Origin of the sequence: Flavobacterium sp. ABG, assembly GCF_001027725.1 — a bacterium.
GTDB classification, from domain to species: Bacteria; Bacteroidota; Bacteroidia; order Flavobacteriales; family Flavobacteriaceae; genus Flavobacterium; species Flavobacterium cupriresistens.
The window spans coordinates 43,419-57,418 of sequence record NZ_LEKS01000018.1; the positions used below are offsets into that span (position 1 = coordinate 43,419).

Below are 14,000 nucleotides of genomic sequence, written 5' to 3' on the forward strand. Positions count from 1 at the left end.
AGTGCTCTTTCACTACAAAAGAAACACTTGATTAATCCAAAATTCCAAAAAACAAAAAAAGCCAGCATATAATCCGACTTTGATTTTTAATTTTAAGTTACAAACGCAGAAAGAACAAATTCGGGCTAAGCCAAAATTTTACAGGTCAAAGTCTTTTTTAATTTCTTTGACTGCATCTTTTACCTGTTCTCTGATACTTTTGAAAGTTTCGATGATTTCTTTTTTCTTGCCTTCGGCTTTTGTCCAGGCTTCTACTTGAAGAATTTCTTCAAATGCCATATTCAACCCCATTAAATCTAATGTTGGTTTAATCTTATGCGCATAAGAATAAGCGTACTTATGATCTTTCTTTTTAATCCCTTCTTTAATTTGTTTCAAATCTTCAGGGACTTCCGTAACAAATAGTTTTAGAATTTCGTTTACGAATTCAGGATCATTGTCTGAAAGCGCATAAACTTTCGAAAGGTTATACTTTAAAGCCATTATTTTACTTGTATTCTAAATAGTTTTTTATCTTCCAAAAAGCCTTCTAAAACGTCGTTTGGTTTTACAGCAGCAACACCTTCGGGCGTTCCTGTAAAAATAATGTCGCCAATTTTTAATGTAAAATACTGTGACACATACGCAACCAGTTCATCAATTTTCCAAAGCATAAAGCTTGTATTTCCTTTTTGAACCGTCTTAGAATTATTTGTTAATTCAAAAGTAAGATTTTCCATAGAAACAAAATCAGTTTTAGGCAAAAAATCACCAATGACAGCAGAGCCATCAAACGCTTTTGCTTTCTCCCAAGGCAGTCCTTTTGCCTTCAATTTCTCTTGTAAATCTCTGGCCGTAAAATCAATACCTACACTAATTTCATCATAGTACTTATGAGCAAATTTTGGCTCTATGTACTTTCCAACTTTATTAATTTTAACGATTATCTCTATTTCGTGATGAATTTCTTCGGAAAATTCCGGAATCACAAACGGATGTTGCTTTAACAAAACAGCCGAATCCGGTTTCATAAAAACAACAGGTTCTGTTGGTCTTTCGTTTTTTAACTCTTCAATATGATTGGTATAATTTCTACCGATACAGATGATTTTCATTCTTTTTTTTAAGTTACTAAGTTTACCAAGCTGCTAAGTTGCTAAGAAAATGAGCCTAAAAACTCAGGATTTTAAAACCTTAGATTCTCAGAATCTTATTTTGTAATATATGATCTAACTTTTACCTATACAGATAAATTTCTTTTTTTTAGACTCTAAGTCGCTAAGGTTCTAAGCAAATAAGAACGTAAGTCGCAAAAAACTCAGAAACTCAGAATCTTAGCCTCTCAGGACCTTACTTCGTATTTAATCTTCTTAGTTTAATAGCTGTTAATACCTTTTTGGTATATAATGGGAAGTCCGCATTTTGAATCCAGCTAAAATATCCGGGCTCTGTTTCTAACACTTTCTCTACTTTCGCACCTTTGTGCTTTCCGAAAGTAAAAACTTCTTCATTGTCTTTATCAAAAGCAATCATTCCGGCAAAATCAGCGATTTTTTTTCGGGTTGTAAATTCTGACAACACTTTCATATCATTCTCCAATTCCGGATAACGATCTAATTGTGCTTTTAAAATTTCGTAAGTCGCCATGGTATCTGCTTCCGCTGAGTGTGCGTTTTCTAAACTTTTTCCACAATAAAACTTCAATGCAGCACTTAAAGTACGCTCTTCCATCTTATGAAAAATAGTCTGCACATCTACAGAAACTTTATTTTTCATATCAAAATCAACTCCGGCACGAAGCAACTCTTCAGCCAAAAGCGGAATATCAAAACGATCTGAATTAAACCCACCCAAATCACTGTCTTTAATCATTGTATAAACCTGCTGCGCAAGCTCATTAAAAGTAGGCTCATTCGCAACCTTCTCATCTGTTATTCCATGAACAGCAGTAGTTTGAGGCGGAATCGGAATTGTAGGATTCACTAACCAAGTTTTACTTTCTTTATTTCCGTTTGGAAAAACTTTGAATATTGAAATTTCTACTATTCTGTCTTTTCCGATATCAATACCTGTCGTTTCAAGATCGAAAAAACAAATTGGTTTATTGAGTTTGAGTTCCATTTTTGAATTTTATAAGTTTACAAATATAATTTTTAAAGCTGAATTTCACTTCTTTTTTTCATAAAGTTCCCAATTCCCACTTTGACTTTAACACTAAAGTCCAAAGAAAAACCCTTTCAACGTTTAAATGTCGAAAGGGCTTTTTATATATCAAACAGCTACTTTTAGAAATCTCTGTTTACATCAAATGCTTCTAAATATTCTGCCACTCTTTTTACAAAACTTCCACCTAAAGCACCATCTACAACTCTATGATCGTAAGAGTGAGACAAGAACATTTTTTGACGGATTCCGATAAAGTCCCCTTCAGGAGTTTCGATAACTGCCGGTACTTTACGAATTGCTCCAAGAGCTAAAATTCCAACTTGCGGTTGATTGATAATTGGCGTTCCGAAAACACTTCCAAAAGTCCCGACATTTGTAACGGTGTAAGTTCCTCCTTGTGTATCGTCCGGTTTTAGTTTTCCTGCTTTTGCACGACCACCAAGATCATTAACCGCTTTTGCCATTCCAACAAGATTTAATTGATCCGCATTTTTAATAACTGGTACAATTAAATTTCCGTTTGGTAAAGCCGCAGCCATTCCTAAATTTATATTTTTCTTTTTAATGATATAATCACCATCAACAGAGATATTCATTCCAGGGAAATCTTTTAATGCTTTCGCAACCGCTTCCATCATAATTGGAGTAAAAGTAAGTTTCTCGCCTTCTCTTTTCTCGAAAGCGGTTTTAACTTTATCTCTCCATTTCACGATATTCGTTACATCAACTTCAATAAAGGATTGTACGTGAGCCGAAGTCTGCACAGAAGCCACCATATAACCTGAAATCAATTTACGCATTCTGTCCATTTCGATGATTTCATCACCTCCATTTACAGAAACCGGAACTGCTTGTTGACTTTTCTGAACCACTGGTTCTGCCGCTTTTGGAGCCGCAACTTCTTTAACCGGTTCAACAACCGCTTTTGGAGCCACTACTGCACCTGCTTTGCGATCACTTATATACTTAAGAATATCTTCTTTTGTGACACGTCCGTCTTTTCCTGAACCCTGAATACTATCCAGTTCAGCAACAGAAACACCTTCTTCTTTTGCAATGTTTTTTACAAGTGGGGAAAAGAATTTTTCTGAAGTCGAAAAATCCTGAGGAGCAGCAACCGCCTCTTTAGCTCCCTCAATCGTTTTTTCGATTTCAGTTGCCTCAGCAGGAGTTGATTCTTCGTCTGCAATTTTATCAACCAAAAACGACGATGCTGTTTCAACACCACCTTCAGTTTCGATAATTGCAATTACCTGTCCTACCTGAACTAAATCATCTTTGCCAAATAATCTTTCGACTAAAATCCCAGTTACTTCACTCGGTACTTCACTATCAACCTTATCAGTTGCTATTTCCAGTACCGCTTCGTCAGCTTCAATTTTGTCTCCAACCTCTTTCAACCAGTTTGTAATAGTTGCTTCAGCTACACTTTCTCCCATTTTAGGAAGCTTTAATTCAAATCTTGCCATATTGTTAACCTCAAGGGTGATTTTGATTTTCCGATTGCGAAATTACTGAATATTTTATATATAAATTACATTTAATATAATTTTTTACTTGATTTTTATAATTTGCCCCCTTTCATTTCTGGAATTGCTTCCAATAATAAAATTTGCATTTTTGGGGAAAATCTTAAAAGTAATACGCTTATCTCTAATAGTTTCTATGATTTTGATACAATTTCTAAATGAAACATGCTGATTATCTAAAATAATCTCCACTCTTTTACCCTTCAAAACCTGCCACGAATTTACCATTTTTTCTTTTTTGAAATCGAATATATCGACTTTATTTTTCAAAATAACGGACAATTTTTCAGACAAATTTATATCTGAAGAATACAAAACATAACTTTCCGGTCCCGGTTTGACTTTTGATTTTCCCTGAAACATTTTAACAAATGAAAAAAAGAGAATTCCCATTTTTATGAAAACAGAAAAAAACAACGATTTCTTAAAATGTTTTTGGTAAAAAAACGTCATGGCTTCCTGGAAACGTCTCATGTATTTTTCGTCTTTCACGGTACTTTCGCCCTTGTAATGCAGTACCGTTGTGTCGTGAAAATAATAGTTTTCTTTTTCCTTTAACAAAGCCCGATACGAGAGATCAATGTCGTCTGCGTACATAAAACAAGCTTCATCGAAACCTTTCAAATCAAGGTACAAATCTCTTTTCATCAACATAAAAGCTCCTACCAGAATAGCTACTTTTCCGGTTTCATTTTCTGAAATCTGTTGTGCGTAATATTGATTAAAAAGACGCCATTTTGGAAAAACTTTATACAAACCAAAAATCTTGGTAAAAGCTACCCAAGGTGTTGGGATTCCACGTTTACTTTCAGGTAAAAAATTACCTGTTCCGTCAATCAACTTACAACCCACAATTCCTAAATTGGTTTGTTCTTCGGCGAAAGCTAAGATTTTAACAAAACTATCTTCCGCTACAATTGTATCGGGGTTAAGAATGCAAACGTATTTTCCCTGTGCTTGTGCCACTCCAATATTATTTCCTTTCGGAAAGCCGAAATTCTCTTTGTTCTCAATTAATTTCACAGTAGGAAATCGCTCTTTCATCATCAAACAGCTGTCATCTGACGAATTATTATCTATTACTATAATTTCGGCATCAAGAGTGGAGATCGCATTTTGAACACTTAAAACGCATTGTTCCAGAAAATAACGGACATTATAATTGAGAATAATAACTGATAATTGCATGAAAAGAAAAAATATAGATTTTTGCGAAAGTTAGAAATTTTCAGCCAATCCCAGTCGCAATGACCAATCGTTTTTGCTGACTCCAAAATCTAAAACTAAATTACTGCTGTTTTGTTTGTTCCATTTAATCCGCAATCCTGTCCCGACGGCCGGATTCCATTTGGCGAATTGATAGGTATCCAATTTCGAAACGGAAGAAACATTGGCAAAAAACACCGCGCCAATAAATCCGTTTTTGGTTATATCGGTTCTGTATTCACTTTCAAAATAGAGCAGCGCATTACTTCTGTATCTATTTTTCGTGAAACCGCGTCCTGTTTTTCCTTCGCGATCCCAGCCAATACTGGGCAAATCGAGATAATGGGGTTTTCCTCCAAAAGTAGACCAATAAAAGGCTCTTGAAGCCCAAACCCTGTGTTTGGTCTTACTGAACGAATGGTACTTTCTGGCATCAACATACAAAGACCTCCACTTATCCCCTTCCACTCCGCTTGTATTGATTCTTAGATCTGCTTCAACATACAAACCCTGCTCGGGATTAATGGTATTCTTTCTGGAATCGTACAATCCCTGAAAAGCATATCCGAATGAAGTTTCATTAGAAAAATCACCTTTCATATATTTGAAATAATCCGTTTCTTCTTCGATATAAGATTCTTCGGAAAGATTTTGATAATTATCGAATAACAACCCTAATCCCATTCGGAAATTACCAACGACCTTGCGGTTGGCAAATTGATAAAAACGCCACTGCTGATAATCTAAAGTTGACATTTCTTCTTTGGCATTGTGCTCTCCTAAACCATAAGTAAGTTGTGGATAAATCAGATACCGATAATCTCCAATAAAATTCCATTTATCATCTTTGGTATAAATATAAGTCTGAATCGGAAAAACATACTGATTGGAGAAACTGAAATAGGGCGAAAAAGTAACTTGTGACATTTTGGTTTTTTCATGATCGTCGCCCAGATAAAAACTCGTCAAAAAAGAAACCACCAATCCCGTACTTGAATTAGCATCAACAGGAACGGGCAATAAAGAGAAAGCCAATTTTTTGTCTTTACTTTTTTTAACAGAATCGTTTTTATTGAAGAGCTTATAGAGAACATCCCGAATGTCTTTCTTTTCCACAGCAGTACTGTCATTTTGCGAATAACAAACCGACATCAAAAAAAAGAAAAACAAGAGGGATTTTGTTTTCAAACTATTCATTAAAAGCAATTTAAGAATCGATTCTTACAAATTTAAAGTTTTCTTAATAAAATTAGATATATTCGGGAAGAATATTTTCCAGAAGAGTATATTTGGAATTGCTTAAATCCTATAAGTTATTTAAGTTCATTTAACTGGGTATTAATTGAAAAGATCACTGTTAACGAAAATCACTTATTTTGGGCTTTGTGAATTATCCTTGTTTCTTTTAAAAATAATTATCTAATTAACCAAAAACATGATTCGTTTACCAGTTTCATTTCTTATAGTTTTATTTTTTATTTCTGGTTTTACTAATAAGAGAAATACTCGAGATCTGGTAAAAGAAAATGATTGGTACATAGCGGGGCCGGTCAAAGAGAATCAGACAACTCTAAACGAAATTCGGCAGAAAGAAGGGGTTCTTCGCGTAACGACCAAAGACAGTCCGGTTGGGGAAATTGAATTGAATGTGATGATTACAGCATCCGACTCCAATGATGGTGTCGCGACTAATTTATCAGACCATTCAAAATTTGTGAGCATTACCTATAAATCCACCCAACTTATTAAATTGCAGGCTCGCGAAGGAAACAAAGAAGGGACGGGTTGCGTACATGGAGGTTCACACCCAAGAGTTGATTTACCTGCATCTCCGAATAAATTTACAACCTTGAAAATTCCGTGGACCCATTTTAAGCAAGATGGTTTGCCGAACGGAAGACTTTTAGACATACACAATCTTTGCAAATTCAATTTTGTGAATTACAATCCGGCATCAGGATCTGTTCTGGAAATAAAATCGGTTATCCTTCAAAACTAAAATCAATATGAAAAACAAAATTCAGCTCTTTCTTTTCTTCCTTCTGGTATTTTCAAATTTCGGCTTCAGCCAGGAAAAAACTATTCCGGCAAAAACAAATATAAACGGTGTTTGGGAAGACATCAATTCAGGCGTTCAGAATGCTGTGGCCATTATCACCGAACAAAATGGAAAAGTAATTTTTTCTCATTATTTAGAATGGAAAGGACAAAAATTTACAGAAAGCGGCATCGGAAAAAGAACCGGAAATACCATAATCTATACCGTAGATGTGACACTACCGATTGAAGGCTGGGCAACACAAGGCACCCATACCCTGACGCTTTCTGCAGACGGCAATACTCTTGAAGGCACTTATATAGACAATAAAAAAAGAACCGGAGCGATTGCTTTTAAGCGCGTGAGGTGAGGTTTTTTTAGTCCCGGTCGCAGTTATGCTGAAGGGTGAAAAAAGTCGCAGTCTCAGTTTTCAGTCGCGGTTAACCTGGGACCGGAAACTGAGACTGAAAACTGAGACTGAAAACTTTCACAGATGCAACTGAATCTTATATCTGTTGCAGATTTTCATTACCAGTAACATAATTGTCGAAAAAACTAAAGACCAGATAATTCCGGGAAGTCCTTCGCGAAAATAGTCGGGAATTATATGCAGATTAAAAGCCTTACTGAAATAGTAAATAACACCCGGTAAAATATAAATCAATAAGGGATTTGCGGCGGCGGGCATAAAGAAATTACTCCATTTGGTTTGTTTTTTGATCTCCATTAGCCAATAAAGAAAATAGAACAATACTGTGCAAATTGTTGCTGAAAACATAGTCCAGGATGGAGTTCCTTTTATTTTTGAGATTCCGAAATAGGGCCTTAACAAATAGCCGGTTACAAAAAACAAAACCGCAAAACCGATCACAGCCCAGTTCACTTTTGGCGCCACTTTTCGATCAAAAAATAATAACGAAATAACCACACCTGCCGCTACCAGCGAAGCATGCGTTAAATGTCCTGCAATAAAATTAAACAAAGAGTTCTGATGAAGTGCTGATTCGGGCATTAGATTAATTGAATTAGCGACAACACAAACAATCAAAAACAAAATCATTGCTCCTAATTTCCCTGAAACCAACCAATAATAAACTACTGTTAGCAGATACGCCCATCCGATTAAGCCTAAAATTCCCCACCATTGTGGCGTCATCCCTATTGCTCCGGTGTTTTGAACGTATAGAAAATAGAGTGTCACTAACACGGCTATTCCACCATATTGTAAGGTGTTTTTTAGCCACAACGGGAAATTCTTGTCGTACTTATTCCAAATCGGAATTGGCATTGTAAACGCTAAAAGTCCCCAAAAGGCTGGAGTTATAATCATCTTTGCAGCGTCGTAACCGTCACTTGCATTGACCATAAAAACACCAATAATGATTAAAGCCAAAGCCCTTTTTAAAGTATGTGTCCAAATCGTTTTAGAACTATCACCTTTTACTAATCGCGCATTAAAAGCAAAAGGAATCGACATTCCGACAATAAATAAAAATGCCGGAAAAACTAAATCAACAAAGGTCATGGCATCTGCATCTGCGGGCATGTGCTTCATCCATTGCGGTACATTTTTAACGCTTGCCAGTTCATTGACAAAAATCATCACAAAAATGGTGATTCCACGTAAAGCGTCTATCGAAATAATCCTTTGATTGTATAAATTTTCTTTTATTTTCATAAATTATTGCACTTTTAATACCGCCAAATATACTATAAATCTAAAATGATAACTTCGATTATTGCCTTAATTTTGGGGCTTAAAATTCCATTTAACAAATTCTCTAAAAACACCTCTTTTTTTTTACTTTTGCCGCATGTTATCATTTTTAAAATCAAAGCCGTTCCTAAAGGATCTTCTTTCGGAAAACTACGTCGATATTCATTCCCATTTACTACCGGGAATCGATGATGGCGCCAAAACTATAACCGAAACGCTCGAACTTGCCAAAGGGTTTCAGGAAGTTGGAATTTCACAATTTATTACAACGCCACATATCAAACATCATATTTGGGATAATTCGTTTCAATCTATTACTGCAAATCAAAAACAAGCAGCACTTACATTAGAAGAAAACGGTATTAAAATTCCATTTCAGGCTGCAGCGGAATATTTCGTTGATGATTGGTTTGAGCATCATTTTAAATCTGAAAAACTACTGACCTTAAAAGACAATTATGTGCTGATAGAGATCTCCTATATTAGTCCTCCTATACAATTGCATAAAATACTTTTTGACTTACGGGTTGCAGGTTATACGCCCATTTTAGCACATCCGGAAAGATATCTGTATTATCATAAAAACTTCAAAGAATACGAAAAACTAAAGAAAACCGGTTGTTTGTTTCAGCTGAATTTACTGGCTGCTGTTGGCTATTATGGTAGTGAAATTACCCAAATCACAGAAGAGTTGTTAAAAAGAGGAATGTATAATTTTGTGGGATCTGATGTGCATCACCATACCCATATTAAGGAATTTCACAAAAAGGTAAAAGTGCGAGACATTACTGCTCTAAAGGAAGTTATCTCGAACAATCAATTTTTTAGGTTCTAATTAATAAGCGTTCTCTTCTCCATTAAAAACATTAATAATCGTTCTGACGATAATTTTCATATCCAATAATAAACTCCAGTTTTCGATATACCAAATGTCATACTCGACTCTGTTTTCCATATCGATAAGTTCTTTTGTTTCGCCACGATACCCATTAACTTGTGCCCAGCCTGTTATTCCAGGTTTTGCATATTGTCTTACTAGGTAATTATTGATCAGTTCACTGTATTCTTTTGCCAGATTTACCATGTGCGGTCTTGGACCAACAACAGACATATCGCCTAAAAAAACATTAAAAAACTGTGGCAATTCATCAACACTTGTTTTCCGAATAAAAGCGCCAAACCTTGTAATCCTGCTATCTCCCTTTCCTGCTTGTTTATCGTGTGCCAAATCATTGACATACATACTTCTGAACTTAAAACACATAAAAGTTTGATTGTCTCTTCCTGAACGCTCTTGCTTAAAAAAAACCGGTCCGGGCGATTCTATTTTTATAATCAGCGCTACGATTGGCAAAAGCCATGGAAAAATCAACACAATAACGGCTAGTGAGAAACAAATATCAAATACTTTTTTAACAAGTCTGTTTGAAGCGAATTCTAAAGGCTCCGGACGAAACATGAGAACAGGTGTGTTTTCATAGAAGACCACCTCAACTTTACTTGATTTTGTGTACAATTGAAAATCGGGAATAAACTTGATCCGAATCATATTCTGCTCGCAAATTTTGATGAGTTTATTGATTATTTCTACTTTATCGATGTGAAGTGCTACATACATTTCATCCACTTTTTCTTTGACAATAAAATCCTGAATACTATCAAACTCTCCTAAAAAAGGACCTGAAATAGTAGACGAAACGGCCGTTCTATCATCAAAAAAACCTAAAAATCGATACCCATAAGTTAAATCCTTGGCTAATATTTTACGCATTCTTTCTCCGGTATCATTAGCTCCAACAATAATCACTTTTTGAAAGTTATAACCATTGGCTCTGATTTTCTTTAAAATTTTCATCAATATATAGCGGAAGATCATTATGATAAAAAAGAAAAACAAATAAAAGAACAACAGCCGAAGTCTTGAAACATCTTCGTATTTCAGAAAGACAACAAAAATGGAAACTATAGCGGCATGAATGAGGATTTTGTTTATTGTCCTTCTTAATATCGATTCTATGCGTTCAATTCGTACCATTCGATAAGAGTCTCTATAAAGTAACAAACCGATCCAGATTAAATTCATCAGCAAAACAATAGCCCTCTCTTCTTTTGAAGAAAGCTCCTCTAAATTTCCAAATCGCGCCAAGGCAGAAAGATTGATTGCCGCATTTAATAATAAGATATCAAAAAAGACAAACAAAAGTTTGAAATAACGGGAAATACGGTAATTGGAGATCTTTTGTGAAATTGTCATATTTGGGGGATCAAGCTTAATCGTTTTGAATCTAAACTTAATAAAATTTTACTAGCGCAAAGTACCATTTTAATTATATAATTCAAGATGTTCGTTATATTAATCTGTTTAATTGTAATGTGAACAGAAAGCGTATTATAATGACTTTAAAAAACTACTCGAGCAAGAGCTATCACATAGCCTGATTCTTGCAAAAAGGTTTTCACCGGCATTGAAATATTGTTTCTGTTTTTCTTTATATCAACTGTCTTCTATTCTAAAGTAATCCTCATTTTAAAATTTAACAATCAGCTGCTCTCTCTAAAAGCATACTTTAAAACTTATACTACAAATCTAGCCAGAAATTATAAAATAAAACATCTAAAATCACAATGCGTTAATATCCGCATAGTTTTAATTAATAATCACTGAACTGCTGTTCGTAATCAAGCAAAAAAAGTGCGCTACTTTCCGCTTCTGAAAGCATTGATTTTAAATTAGGAGTCCAAAAAAGCAGTTTCTTATCTTACTTCCTAATCCAAAACCAGTTCTTTAAATTATTTTTATACTGTTCTTTTATTTTTTACTTTTAGCTGATCTGATCCTAAAGTTTGCGCAATGATAAAAACATTTTCCTTATTTTTCTTAATCCTATCATCAACATATGGTCAAGTTTCAGGTTGTACAGATCCTCTTTCTAAAAATTACAATCCGTCTGCCACATTAAATAACGGAAGTTGTTTGTATCAAAATTTAAAAATAAAACCGGAATACTCCATTAGATTAAGTGATTCGATAAAAGAAACCTCAGGACTAATTGCTTTCGACAATTTATTATGGACACACAATGACGATCACGATACGACCGTCTATGGATTAGATACTTTGGGGAAAATCAGAAAAAAAGTTATTCTTAAACCTGTAGTTAATCAGGACTGGGAAGAAATTTCGCAAGACAGTACCCATTTATATCTGGGTGATTTTGGAAATAATTTGCACGGAAACCGAACCGATCTCCATATTTTAAAAATCGAAAAAAGAGGTTTTACAGAAGGTAACCCCATTATAGATACTATTTCCTTTTCGTATTCCGATCAAAGTGATTTCAAACCACAGAAAGGAAATACAACTAATTTTGACTGTGAAGCTTTTATAATATCGAAAGACAGTATTTATTTATTCTCTAAACAATGGGGCTCCTCTAAAACCCACATTTATGCATTGCCAAACCAACCCGGAAATCATATTGCCCAATACAAAGAAAGCATTGATACAAAAGGTTTAGTAACAGGCGCCACTTATTTAGAATCCAAAAAACTGGTCGTCCTTTGTGGTTATTCTAAAACCGGAAAAACCTTTTTATACCTTTTATACGATTTTAAAGACCATCATTTCTCCAGCGGAAATAAAAGAAAAATAGCGCTTAAACTCCCCTTTCATCAGATAGAAGGAATCGCTACGAAAGATGGCCTACATTATTATTTAACTAACGAATCTTTGACTCGAAAACCAATTCTGAATGTGCCACAGCAGATGCATTATTTTGATTTGAGTACTGTATTAAATTCTTATCTGAATCAATTATAACAAACCCGTTAACTGCAATTCAGCTAAATGCTATTTAACACATAGATTTAGAATTATCAATTTGAGGTATTTCAAGAAAATTACAATTTCTTCACATAGCACTATGTGATTTATTTAAAGTAAAACGTCTTTTCTAATCTTTGTTAACTATGGCTCTAAGTGTTAAAATTAATTGTAACCAAAGGGTTTAATAATAGTTATGCATTTAATTATTTAAAGCTTCTAATGGCGTTACGGATTGTTTTTCCTTTGCTCCCATTATTAAAAGCCACAAACAGGTTCCAATTTCTCCGAGAGTTGCCGGTAGTTGTATAAAAGATGAAATCCCTAAATCTGAATAATTAGACCCTAAAGAAAATCCTAAAAAATTAATCAGATAGCTAAAGCAACCCAACATTAAAAGAACACCCAAAAACTTAGGAATAACACCCGATTTAAAAACCAAATACCCAAAAGGAAACAGCCATAATCCCCAAAATATCTGAACAATCAAATTGCCATTATCATACTGATTCAAATGAAACAAGACCTGATCCTGCAGCTGCGTGCCGGTGTAAACTTTGGCATTATTATAACCGTTTACAATAGATAGAACCGCATATTTATGTTGTATGTTTATAAAGGATATCGGCACACTGACTACTGCCAAAATAACCATCAGTTTTGCATACGTAGCCTGAACTGACTTTAACAGTCGATATAAAGCAAGAGGTAAAAACAAAAAGAAAGTATAACAAATTAAGCTGCTCACCATACCTAAGCGGAAAAGGAATTCAGCCCCCTTTATGTTATTAAACGTGACTAAAGCATTGTCCCAAACAATTAATTGCGATGGAACATAAGCCAGACTGAAAATACCGGTTAAGACCACAACTAAATACAATAATCCCGCTATTCTGGCCTTCTTTTTATTGGACATCTTTCTTTGATTCTTCATTTTTTGGTGGTTATTTAGTTAGTCATTCTTTTAGGCTCTTTTTCTAGCGGTTTATTCTGGGCCATTTATAGGCATTCCAAACAATTAGTGCTGTAATAAAACTTTCTACGACTGCCAGAAACACATAAAAAGTCCACCATGGCGCAATTGAAGTAACGGCTATTAAAAGCATAATTGCGGTATACAGAATCCCAAAAATAATATTCAGCCCTCTGTTTATTTTAGGTTTTAGTACCACTGACAAAAAAATCATTAGCGCTGGAACTGTCATTAATAGTGTTGCTGCAAATAATTTAAAAGGAGTATCCAACATTGCTTCTCCATCGATAAATTCCTCTACTTTATTGGGTACGTAAAGCGAAAAATAGTCTCCATAAATATAACAAAACATCACCGACGCCCACATTGCCGAGAGTTTGATTTTTATATTGATTTTGAAGTCCTCCAAATTTCCTGATTTTATTTTATTTTCGCTCATTTTTAAGGATTTATGTTTTTTAATAGGTCTAAACTTTTTTGAATTTGTTACAATTTGTTTTACTGCGAATTATTTATTAGAACTTTTACTTTCTGCAAAAGTTACTTTTTGGGGTTTAATTCAAAAAATT

The 14,000-nt window shown here is 34.5% G+C and carries 14 protein-coding genes; 4 read left to right on the forward strand and 10 right to left on the reverse strand.

Features of this window, described 5'->3' with window-relative positions:
* Nucleotides 1-138 precede the first annotated feature (138 nt).
* From AB674_RS16955 to AB674_RS16980, 6 genes are all read right to left on the reverse strand, one after another.
* Nucleotides 139-483, reverse strand: coding sequence for an Hpt domain-containing protein (locus tag AB674_RS16955; RefSeq protein ID WP_047778461.1), 345 nt, complete (start codon nucleotides 481-483; stop codon nucleotides 139-141).
* Nucleotides 483-1,094, reverse strand: a complete 612-nt coding sequence (locus AB674_RS16960) for a fumarylacetoacetate hydrolase family protein (protein WP_047778462.1) — start codon at nucleotides 1,092-1,094, stop codon at nucleotides 483-485. Before AB674_RS16960 ends, AB674_RS16955 begins: the two co-directional genes overlap by 1 nt.
* A 235-nt stretch (nucleotides 1,095-1,329) precedes the next feature.
* The gene (locus tag AB674_RS16965) at nucleotides 1,330-2,100 is read right to left on the reverse strand and encodes a 3'-5' exonuclease (protein ID WP_047778463.1); all 771 of its coding nucleotides are present in this window, start codon (nucleotides 2,098-2,100) and stop codon (nucleotides 1,330-1,332) included.
* Nucleotides 2,101-2,264: 164 nt separating this feature from the next.
* The gene (locus AB674_RS16970) at nucleotides 2,265-3,614 is read right to left on the reverse strand and encodes a dihydrolipoamide acetyltransferase family protein (protein WP_047778464.1); all 1,350 of its coding nucleotides are present in this window, start codon (nucleotides 3,612-3,614) and stop codon (nucleotides 2,265-2,267) included.
* Between the two features lie 84 nt (nucleotides 3,615-3,698).
* A complete protein-coding gene (locus AB674_RS16975) occupies nucleotides 3,699-4,862 on the reverse strand; it encodes a glycosyltransferase family 2 protein (RefSeq protein WP_047778465.1) in 1,164 nt (387 codons plus the stop codon).
* Between the two features lie 30 nt (nucleotides 4,863-4,892).
* Nucleotides 4,893-6,077 carry a hypothetical protein gene (locus tag AB674_RS16980; RefSeq protein ID WP_240478104.1) on the reverse strand — a complete coding sequence of 395 codons (1,185 nt, stop codon included), beginning with the start codon at nucleotides 6,075-6,077 and terminating at the stop codon, nucleotides 4,893-4,895.
* 238 nt (nucleotides 6,078-6,315) lie between these two features.
* Between AB674_RS16980 and AB674_RS16985 the strand changes: the two genes are divergently transcribed.
* Both AB674_RS16985 and AB674_RS16990 read left to right on the forward strand, forming a co-directional pair.
* On the forward strand, nucleotides 6,316-6,879 hold the full coding sequence (locus tag AB674_RS16985) for a hypothetical protein (RefSeq protein ID WP_047778467.1): 564 nt from the start codon (nucleotides 6,316-6,318) through the stop codon (nucleotides 6,877-6,879).
* A gap of 7 nt (nucleotides 6,880-6,886) precedes the next feature.
* Complete coding sequence (locus AB674_RS16990; protein WP_047778468.1) at nucleotides 6,887-7,288, forward strand: hypothetical protein; 402 nt, start codon at nucleotides 6,887-6,889, stop codon at nucleotides 7,286-7,288.
* A 117-nt stretch (nucleotides 7,289-7,405) separates the two neighbouring features.
* Here the strand turns inward: AB674_RS16990 and AB674_RS16995 are convergent, their stop codons facing one another.
* Complete coding sequence (locus AB674_RS16995; RefSeq protein ID WP_047778469.1) at nucleotides 7,406-8,596, reverse strand: DUF5009 domain-containing protein; 1,191 nt, start codon at nucleotides 8,594-8,596, stop codon at nucleotides 7,406-7,408.
* Nucleotides 8,597-8,732: 136 nt separating this feature from the next.
* Here AB674_RS16995 and AB674_RS17000 point away from each other — a divergent pair, with 136 nt between their 5' ends.
* Nucleotides 8,733-9,470, forward strand: coding sequence for a tyrosine-protein phosphatase (locus AB674_RS17000; protein WP_047778470.1), 738 nt, complete (start codon nucleotides 8,733-8,735; stop codon nucleotides 9,468-9,470).
* Here AB674_RS17000 and AB674_RS17005 read toward each other — a convergent pair whose 3' ends face one another.
* Nucleotides 9,471-10,889, reverse strand: coding sequence for an undecaprenyl-phosphate glucose phosphotransferase (locus tag AB674_RS17005; RefSeq protein WP_047778471.1), 1,419 nt, complete (start codon nucleotides 10,887-10,889; stop codon nucleotides 9,471-9,473).
* 597 nt (nucleotides 10,890-11,486) lie between these two features.
* Between AB674_RS17005 and AB674_RS17010 the strand changes: the two genes are divergently transcribed.
* A complete protein-coding gene (locus AB674_RS17010) occupies nucleotides 11,487-12,455 on the forward strand; it encodes a hypothetical protein (protein ID WP_047778472.1) in 969 nt (322 codons plus the stop codon).
* Nucleotides 12,456-12,660: 205 nt separating this feature from the next.
* On the opposite strand, the gene AB674_RS17015 is transcribed toward AB674_RS17010, so the two are convergent.
* Together AB674_RS17015 and AB674_RS17020 are read right to left on the reverse strand one after the other, a co-directional pair.
* Nucleotides 12,661-13,392, reverse strand: a complete 732-nt coding sequence (locus AB674_RS17015) for a DUF4386 domain-containing protein (RefSeq protein WP_240478105.1) — start codon at nucleotides 13,390-13,392, stop codon at nucleotides 12,661-12,663.
* A 43-nt stretch (nucleotides 13,393-13,435) separates the two neighbouring features.
* The gene (locus tag AB674_RS17020) at nucleotides 13,436-13,870 is read right to left on the reverse strand and encodes a DUF6326 family protein (protein WP_047778473.1); all 435 of its coding nucleotides are present in this window, start codon (nucleotides 13,868-13,870) and stop codon (nucleotides 13,436-13,438) included.
* Nucleotides 13,871-14,000: the final 130 nt, after the last annotated feature.

Bases quoted from the DNA above. Each gene is read 5' to 3' on its own strand.
- AB674_RS16970 (WP_047778464.1), bottom strand. From the start codon at position 3,614: ATGGCAAGATTTGAATTAAAGCTTCCTAAAATGGGAGAAAGTGTAGCT.
- AB674_RS16985 (WP_047778467.1), top strand. From the start codon at position 6,316: ATGATTCGTTTACCAGTTTCATTTCTTATAGTTTTATTTTTTATTTCT.
- AB674_RS16990 (WP_047778468.1), top strand. From the start codon at position 6,887: ATGAAAAACAAAATTCAGCTCTTTCTTTTCTTCCTTCTGGTATTTTCA.
- AB674_RS17005 (WP_047778471.1), bottom strand. From the start codon at position 10,889: ATGACAATTTCACAAAAGATCTCCAATTACCGTATTTCCCGTTATTTC.
- AB674_RS16955 (WP_047778461.1), bottom strand. From the start codon at position 483: ATGGCTTTAAAGTATAACCTTTCGAAAGTTTATGCGCTTTCAGACAAT.
- AB674_RS17010 (WP_047778472.1), top strand. From the start codon at position 11,487: ATGATAAAAACATTTTCCTTATTTTTCTTAATCCTATCATCAACATAT.
- AB674_RS17020 (WP_047778473.1), bottom strand. From the start codon at position 13,870: ATGAGCGAAAATAAAATAAAATCAGGAAATTTGGAGGACTTCAAAATC.
- AB674_RS16975 (WP_047778465.1), bottom strand. From the start codon at position 4,862: ATGCAATTATCAGTTATTATTCTCAATTATAATGTCCGTTATTTTCTG.
- AB674_RS17000 (WP_047778470.1), top strand. From the start codon at position 8,733: ATGTTATCATTTTTAAAATCAAAGCCGTTCCTAAAGGATCTTCTTTCG.
- AB674_RS17015 (WP_240478105.1), bottom strand. From the start codon at position 13,392: ATGAAGAATCAAAGAAAGATGTCCAATAAAAAGAAGGCCAGAATAGCG.
- AB674_RS16995 (WP_047778469.1), bottom strand. From the start codon at position 8,596: ATGAAAATAAAAGAAAATTTATACAATCAAAGGATTATTTCGATAGAC.
- AB674_RS16965 (WP_047778463.1), bottom strand. From the start codon at position 2,100: ATGGAACTCAAACTCAATAAACCAATTTGTTTTTTCGATCTTGAAACG.
- AB674_RS16980 (WP_240478104.1), bottom strand. From the start codon at position 6,077: ATGAATAGTTTGAAAACAAAATCCCTCTTGTTTTTCTTTTTTTTGATG.
- AB674_RS16960 (WP_047778462.1), bottom strand. From the start codon at position 1,094: ATGAAAATCATCTGTATCGGTAGAAATTATACCAATCATATTGAAGAG.